We start from the raw sequence: 7,745 nt of genomic DNA on the forward strand, positions 1-7,745 counted from the left end.
AGATGTCCCGACGGTTCCTCACCGGCGCAGTGTCGGCCGGGCTGGTGCTCGTGCTGGCCGCCTGCGGCGGCACCACCAAGGACGACAGCAGCGGCTCCGGCGCGCAGCAGCCGTCCGCCACGGCGAACCCCAACGCCGCGGCCAAGGAAGGCGTCAAGATGGCCTTCCTGCCCAAGCAGCTCAACAACCCCTACAGCGACATCGAGGTCAGCGGGGGCAAGGCCGCGCTCGAAGAGCTCAAGGGCGAGTACAAGCTCGTCGGGCCGAACGACGCCAGCGCGTCGTCACAGGTCAGCTACATCAACACGCTGATCCAGCAGCAGCAGAACGTGATCGGCATCGCCGCGAACGACCCGAACGCCGTGTGCCCGTCGCTCAACCAGGCCCGCAGCGCCGGCATCAAGGTCGTCGCGTTCGACTCCGACGCCGCCAAGGACTGCCGCGACGTCTTCATCAACCAGGCCACCACCCAGGGCATCGGCGAGGCGCTGGCCAAGCAGGCCAAGGACCTCTCCGGCGGCTCCGGCGAGATCGCGGTCCTGTCGGCGACGCCGAACGCGACCAACCAGAACGCCTGGATCGAGGTCCTGAAGAAGGAGCTGGCCAAGCCGGAGTACGCGAACATCAAGCTGGACAAGGTCGCCTACGGCAACGACGACGACCAGAAGTCGTTCCAGGAGGCCCAGGGCCTGCTGCAGTCCTTCCCGAACCTCAAGGTGATCGTCTCGCCGACCACCGTGGGCATCGCGGCGGCCGCGCGCTACGTCAGCTCGTCCAGCTACAAGGGCAAGGTCGCGGTGACCGGGCTCGGCACGCCGAACCAGATGCGCGCCTTCGTCAAGGACGGCACCGTCAAGCAGTTCGCGCTGTGGAACCCGGCCGACATCGGCTACCTCGCCGCCTACGCGGGCGTCGCGCTCAGCTCCGGCCAGATCAGCGGCAAGGAAGGTGAAACGTTCAAGGCGGGCAAGCTCGGCGACTACAAGATCGGCGCGAGCGGTGAGATCGTCCTCGGCCCGCCGACGACGTTCGACGCGAACAACATCGACAAGTTCAACTTCTGACGAGTCTCCGCGGCCGGACCGGATCGCCGCCCCGGTCCGGCCGCGGGTTCCACAAAGGACTGACTGTGCCCCGTTACTGCTTTAGCCTGCAGGTGAAGCCGGACCGGAGAGCCGAGTACGCGCAGCGGCACCGCGCGGTGTGGCCCGAGATGCGGCAGGCACTGCTCGACACCGGCTGGCGCGACTACTCCCTGTTCCTGCGCGAGGACGGCCTCCTGATCGGCTACGTCGAAGCCGACGACCTCGACGCCGCGCAGGCGGCCATGGCGAAGACCGAGGTCAACGCCCGCTGGCAGGCGGAGATGGCGGAGTTCTTCACCGGCCTCGACTCCCGTCCGCCCGACGAAGGCTTCCAGCTGCTCGAAGAGGTCTTCCACCTCGAACCCCCCACCGTCGCGGAAGGACAGTGATCGCCGTGGGCGACTTGACGGCCGTGAAACAGGCCCTGCGGGCCCAGCGCATCGAAACGCCGTCGTGGGCGTACGCGAACTCGGGCACCCGGTTCAAGGTGTTCCCCCAACCCGGTGTCCCGCGGACACCCGAAGAGAAGATCGCCGACGCCGCGACCGTGCACCGCTTCACCGGGGTCGCCCCGGTGGTCGCGCTGCACATCCCGTGGGACAAGGTCGACGACTACGGCGCCCTGACGGCGTACGCGCGTGACGCGGGTGTCGAAATCGGTGCCATCAACACCAACGTGTTCCAGGACGAGGACTACAAGCTCGGCTCGGTCACCAACCCCGACGCCGGCATCCGCCGCAAGGCCACCGACCACCTCCTGGAAGCCATCTCCATCATGGACGCGACGGGCTCGCGCGACCTCAAGCTGTGGTTCTCCGACGGCATCAACTACCCGGGCCAGGACGACATCCGCGACCGCCAGGACCGGCTGGCCGAGGCGCTCCGCGAGGCGTACGACCGGCTCGGCCCGGACCAGCGGATGCTGCTGGAGTACAAGCTCTTCGAGCCCGCGTTCTACGCCACCGACGTCCCGGACTGGGGCACGTCGTACGCGCACTGCATCGAGCTGGGCGAGCGGGCGACGGTGTGCATCGACACCGGCCACCACGCTCCCGGCACGAACATCGAGTTCATCGTGGCGTTCCTGCTGCGGGCCGGGAAGCTCGGCGCGTTCGACTTCAACTCGCGCTTCTACGCCGACGACGACCTCATGGTCGGGGCGGCGGACCCGTTCCAGCTGTTCCGGATCATGTACGAGATCGTCCGCGGCGACGCGCTCGACCCGGCGTACGGCATCGCGTTCATGCTCGACCAGTGCCACAACATCGAGGCCAAGATCCCGGCGATCATCCGATCGGTGATGAACGTCCAGGAGGCCACGGCCAAGGCACTGCTCGTCGACCGCCCCGCGCTGCGCGTGGCCCAGCAGGCGGGGGACGTGCTCGGCGCGAACGCCGTGCTGATGGACGCCTACAACACCGACGTCCGGCCGCTGCTGGCCGAGCTGCGCGAGGACTCCGGGCTCGACCCGGACCCCGTCGCGGCCTACCACCGCAGCGGCTACCAGGAAAAGATCGTGGCCGAGCGCGCCGGCGGCACGCAGGCCGGATGGGGAGCATGACGATGACCGTGCCGGAGCAGCTCATCGCGCGCAGCAACGCGCTCGGAGCCGACCCGCGCAACACCAACTACGCCGGCGGCAACACCTCCGCCAAGGGCGCCGTCACCGACCCGGTGACCGGCGCGCCGACGGAGGTGCTGTGGGTCAAGGGATCCGGCGGCGACCTCGGCACGCTGAAGGAGTCCGGGCTCGCCATGCTGCGGCTCGACCGGCTGCGGTCCCTGGTGGACGTCTACCCGGGCGTCGAGCGCGAAGACGAGATGGTCGCCGCGTTCGACTACTGCCTGCACGGCCGGGGCGGCGCGGCGCCGTCGATCGACACCGCGATGCACGGCCTGGTCGAGGCCCCGCACGTCGACCACCTGCACCCGGACTCCGGCATCGCCCTGGCCACCGCCGCCGACGGCGCCGCGCTGACGAAGGAGTGCTTCGGCGACCGCGTCGCGTGGGTGGACTGGCGGCGGCCCGGCTTCCAGCTGGGCCTCGACATCGCCGCGGTCAAGGCCGCGAACCCGCAGGCCATCGGCGTCATCCTCGGCGGGCACGGCATCACGGCGTGGGGCGCGACCTCGGAAGAGTGCGAGCGCAACTCCCTCGACATCATCCGGACCGCCGAAGCGTTCCTCGCTTCGCGGGGGGTCGCCGAGCCGTTCGGCCCGGTCGTCCCGGGCTTCGAGGCGCTGCCCGAACCCGAGCGGCACGCCCGTGCCGCCGCGTTGGCGCCCGTCGTCCGCGGGCTCGCCTCGACCGACCAGCGGCAGGTCGGGCACTACACCGACAGCGACGTCGTGCTGGAGTTCCTGGCCCGCGAGAAGCTCGCCGCGTTGGCCGCTCTCGGCACGTCGTGCCCGGACCACTTCCTGCGCACCAAGGTCCGGCCCCTGGTCGTGGACCTCCCGGCGACCGCGCCGCTGGACGACGTCGTCGCGCGGCTGAAGGAGCTGCACGCCTCCTACCGCGAGGAGTACCGCGCCTACTACGAGCGGCACGCCGTCGCGGATTCGCCCGCGATGCGCGGCGCCGACCCGGCCATCGTACTGGTGCCGGGCGTCGGGATGTTCTCCTTCGGCAAGGACAAGCAGACCGCGCGCGTGGCGGGGGAGTTCTACGTCAACGCGATCAACGTCATGCGCGGCGCCGAAGCGGTCTCCACCTACGCCCCGATCGCCGAAAGCGAGAAGTTCCGGATCGAGTACTGGGCGCTGGAAGAGGCGAAGCTGCAGCGGATGCCGAAGCCGAAGCCCCTGGCCGGGCGGATCGCCTTGGTGACGGGCGCCGGGTCGGGCATCGGCAAGGCCATCGCGCTGCGGCTCGCGGCCGAAGGTGCCTGCGTCGCGATCGCCGACCTCAACGGCGACGCCGCTGCGGAAGTCGCCGCGGAGATCGGTGGTGTCGCGGTGACCGCCGACGTCACCGACGCGGCCGCCGTGCAGGCCGCGGTGGACGCCACCGTGCTCGCCTTCGGCGGCATCGACCTGGTGGTCAACAACGCCGGGCTGTCCATCTCGAAGCCGCTGCTGGAGACCACCGAACGCGACTGGGACCTGCAGCACGACGTCATGGCCAAGGGCTCGTTCCTCGTCGCTCGCGCGGCGGCCAAGGCGATGATCGACCAGGGGATCGGCGGCGACATCGTCTACATCTCGTCGAAGAACTCGGTGTTCGCGGGCCCGAACAACGTCGCCTACGGCGCGGCCAAGGCCGACCAGGCCCACCAGGTGCGGCTCCTGGCCGCCGAACTGGGTGCCCACGGCATCCGCGTCAACGGCGTCAACCCCGACGGTGTCGTCCAGGGCTCCGGCATCTTCGCCGGCGGCTGGGGCGCGCAACGTGCCGCGGTGTACGGCGTCGAGGAGGAGAAGCTCGGCGAGTTCTACGCCCAGCGGACCATCCTCAAGCGCGAGGTGCTGCCCGAGCACGTCGCGGCGGCGGTGTTCGCGTTGACCGGCGGCGACCTCACCCACACCACCGGCCTGCACGTCCCGGTGGACGCCGGGGTGGCCGCCGCGTTCCTGCGCTGAAGGAGAAGTCATGACGCTCGACCGCATCACCCCGCGCCGGACCCGCGTCGGCCTCGTCGCGGGGGGCCTGGGCGCCTACTGGCCGCAGTTCCCGGCCCTGCTGCCGCAGCTGCGGGCATCGGCGCGGCGCGTGTCCGACCGACTGTCCGAAATGGACTGCGAGGTCGTCGACGTCGGCTTCGTGTCGGACGCGCAGGAGGGCGCGGCCGCCGCGGAGAAGCTGCGGGTGGCCGGGTGCGACCTGATCGTCGGGTTCCTCACGACGTACCTGACGTCCAGCATGCTGGCGCCGGTAGCGCAACGTTCGGGCGCGCCGGTGCTGCTGCTGAACCTCCAGCCGACCGAGGCGATGGACCACGAGTCCTTCGACACCGGCGCGTGGCTGGCCTACTGCGGGGCCTGCCCGCTGCCGGAGATGGCGAACGCGTTCCGCCGCGTCGGCGTCGAGTTCCGCTCGGTGTCCGGCTACCTCGAGGACCCGCGGGCGTGGACGCGGATCGAGCGGTGGATCAAGGCGGCGGGCGTCCGGGCGGCGCTGCGGCACGGGCGGCACGGCCTGCTCGGGCACCTCTACCCGGGCATGATGGACGTCTCGACCGACCCGACGCTGGTGTCCGGCCAGCTCGGCGGGCACGTCGAGATCCTGGAGATCGACGACCTGCGCGTGCGCGTCGAGAAGGTCACCGACGACGAGACCGCGGCCCGGGTCGCGCTGGCCCGCGACGTGTTCACCGTGGACGAGTCCGTGGTGGACGAAGACTTCGCTTGGGGCGCAAGGGTTTCCGTGGCACTCGACCGGCTGGTTTCGGATTTCGACCTGGATTCGCTGGCCTACTACCACCGCGGTCTCGACGGCGAGACGCACGAACGCGTCGGCGCCGGGTTCATCCTCGGCGCGTCGCTGCTCACCGCGCGCGGCATCCCGGCGGTCGGCGAGTACGAGCTGCGGACGTCGCTGGCGATGCTGGTCATGGACCGGCTCGGCGCGGGCGGCTCGTTCACCGAGCTGCAGGCGCTGAACTTCCGGGACGACGTCGTCGAGATGGGCCACGACGGGCCGGCCCACCTCGGCATCAGCGCGCGCAAGCCGCTGCTGCGCGGCCTCGGCGTCTACCACGGCAAGCGCGGCTGGGGCGTGTCGGTGGAGTTCGACGTCAAGCACGGGCCGGTGACGCTGTGCGGGCTGGCGCAGGGACTCGACGGGACGTTCAAGCTCGTCGCGTCCGAAGGCACGGTCGTGCCCGGCCCGCTGCTGCGGATCGGCAACACGACGTCCCGCGTCGACTTCGGGTGCGACCCGGGGGAGTGGACCGACGCGTGGTCGGCCAGCGGGATCGCCCACCACTGGGCGCTCGGCACCGGTCACCGAGTCGCCGAGCTGACGGCCGTCGCGGACCTGCTCGGGTTGGAGCTGACCGTGGTGCGCGCGTGAAGCGAGTCGCGGCCGTCGACCTCGGCGCGTCCAGCGGGCGGGTGATGGCCGGGACGGTGGGGCCGTCGGTCCTGGAGGTGTCCGAAGTACGGAGGTTCGCGAACGGCGGAGTGCGGGCGGGCCCGGTGCTGTACTGGGACGTCCTGGGTCTCTACCGCGAGACCCTGGCGGGGATCCGCGAAGCCGGTCCCTTGGACGGCGTCGGGATCGACTCGTGGGCGGTCGACTACGGCCTCCTGGACGAGCGGGGCGCGTTGCTCGGCAACCCCGTCCACTACCGCGACTCGCGGACCGACGGGGTGCCGGCCGCGGTGGCCGAGTCGGTGTCCGCCCGCAAGCTGTACGACGTCACGGGGTTGCAGCAGCTGCCGTTCAACACGCTGTACCAGCTGGTGTCCGAGGGCGACCGGCTCGACGCGGCGCGGACGATGCTGCTCATCCCGGACCTGCTGAACTACTGGCTGACGGGTTCGGTCGGTGCGGAGCGCACCAACGCGTCGACGACCCAGCTGTACGACGTGCGCGCGCGGACGTGGGCTACGTCGCTTGCTTCACAGGTCGGGATCCCGCCCCGGTTGCTGCCGCCGTTGCGCGACCCCGGCACGATGGTGGGTACAGCGGCGGAGCTGTCCGGGCTGCCGGTGGTGGCGGTGGGTTCGCACGACACGGCGTCGGCGGTGGTCGCGGTCCCGGCGTCCCCGGGGACGAACTTCGCCTACATCTCGTCGGGCACGTGGTCCCTGGCGGGTTTGGAGCTACCCGCGCCGGAGCTGAGCGACGCGGCTTTGGCGGCGAACTTCACGAACGAAGGCGGCGTCGACGGCACGATCCGGTTCCTGCGCAACGTGATGGGCCTGTGGGTGCTGTCGGAGAGTCTGCGGACGTGGTCCACTTCGGACCTTCCGGGGTTGCTTCGCGCGGCAGCCGATTCACCGGGCTTGGCGGCGGTGGTGGACATCGACGCGCCGGAGTTCTTGCCACCGGGGGACATGCCAGCCCGTCTCGCGGCGGCCTGCTCGGCTACGGGTCAGCGTCCGCCGTCGTCGCGGGCGGAGGTGGTCCGGTGCATTTTGGACAGTCTGGCGTTGGCGTACCGCCGGACGCTTCGGGCGGCGTCCGCGGTGACGGGCCGTACGGTCGACGTGGTCCACATCGTCGGGGGTGGGGCGCGGAACTCGCTGTTGTGCCAGCTGACTGCGGATGCGTGCGGGGTGCCGGTACTGGCGGGCCCGGTCGAGGCGGCGGCGTTGGGGAACGTGCTGGTCCAGGCTCGGGCGTTGGGGGAGGACCTGCCGGATCTGGCGGCGATGCGGGCTCTGGTGCGGGAGACGCAGGAGGTCCATCGGTATGAGCCATCGGGAGCGGGCGACTGGGACGCGGCGGAGGCACGCCTGACCCGCTGAGGCGGTTTCCTTGCCGCGCCGGCGTGCTCGCTCGGCCAGGGGCGCCCGCACTGCTCGCCCGCCCGGTGCGCCGGCCCGCTCGCACCGCTGGGTCCGCACCGCTTGGCCCGCTCGCGCAGGCGCATCATCCGCGTTGCCGGTCGGGCCCGCACCGCTTGGCCCGCTCGCGCAGGCGCATCATCCGCGTTGCCGGTCGGGCCCGCACCGCTTGGCCCGCTCGCGCAGGCGCATCATCCGCGTTGT

6 protein-coding genes are annotated in these 7,745 nt (G+C 71.1%); all 6 read left to right on the forward strand.

Annotation, left to right across the window (positions count from 1 at the left end):
• The first annotated feature begins 2 nt into the window (after positions 1 to 2).
• The 6 genes from rhaS to ACZ7PG_RS37805 all read left to right on the forward strand — a co-directional run bounded on the left by rhaS (position 3) and on the right by ACZ7PG_RS37805 (position 7,502).
• Entirely contained in the window at positions 3 to 1,064 is a 1,062-nt protein-coding gene (rhaS, locus tag ACZ7PG_RS37780) for a rhamnose ABC transporter substrate-binding protein (RefSeq protein ID WP_470243978.1), read from the forward strand.
• Between the two features lie 65 nt (positions 1,065 to 1,129).
• On the forward strand, positions 1,130 to 1,474 hold the full coding sequence (locus ACZ7PG_RS37785) for an L-rhamnose mutarotase (RefSeq protein WP_470243979.1): 345 nt from the start codon (positions 1,130 to 1,132) through the stop codon (positions 1,472 to 1,474).
• Entirely contained in the window at positions 1,471 to 2,646 is a 1,176-nt protein-coding gene (gene rhaI, locus ACZ7PG_RS37790; RefSeq protein WP_470243980.1) for an L-rhamnose isomerase, read from the forward strand. The genes ACZ7PG_RS37785 and rhaI overlap by 4 nt, the downstream gene beginning before the upstream one ends.
• A gap of 2 nt (positions 2,647 to 2,648) precedes the next feature.
• The gene (locus tag ACZ7PG_RS37795) at positions 2,649 to 4,667 is read left to right on the forward strand and encodes a bifunctional aldolase/short-chain dehydrogenase (protein ID WP_470243981.1); all 2,019 of its coding nucleotides are present in this window, start codon (positions 2,649 to 2,651) and stop codon (positions 4,665 to 4,667) included.
• Positions 4,668 to 4,677: 10 nt separating this feature from the next.
• Positions 4,678 to 6,099, forward strand: a complete 1,422-nt coding sequence (locus ACZ7PG_RS37800) for an arabinose isomerase (protein ID WP_470243982.1) — start codon at positions 4,678 to 4,680, stop codon at positions 6,097 to 6,099.
• Between the two features lie 44 nt (positions 6,100 to 6,143).
• Positions 6,144 to 7,502, forward strand: a complete 1,359-nt coding sequence (locus ACZ7PG_RS37805) for a rhamnulokinase (protein WP_470244715.1) — start codon at positions 6,144 to 6,146, stop codon at positions 7,500 to 7,502.
• Positions 7,503 to 7,745: the final 243 nt, after the last annotated feature.

It is taken from the genome of Amycolatopsis sp. NPDC114504, assembly GCF_055633595.1.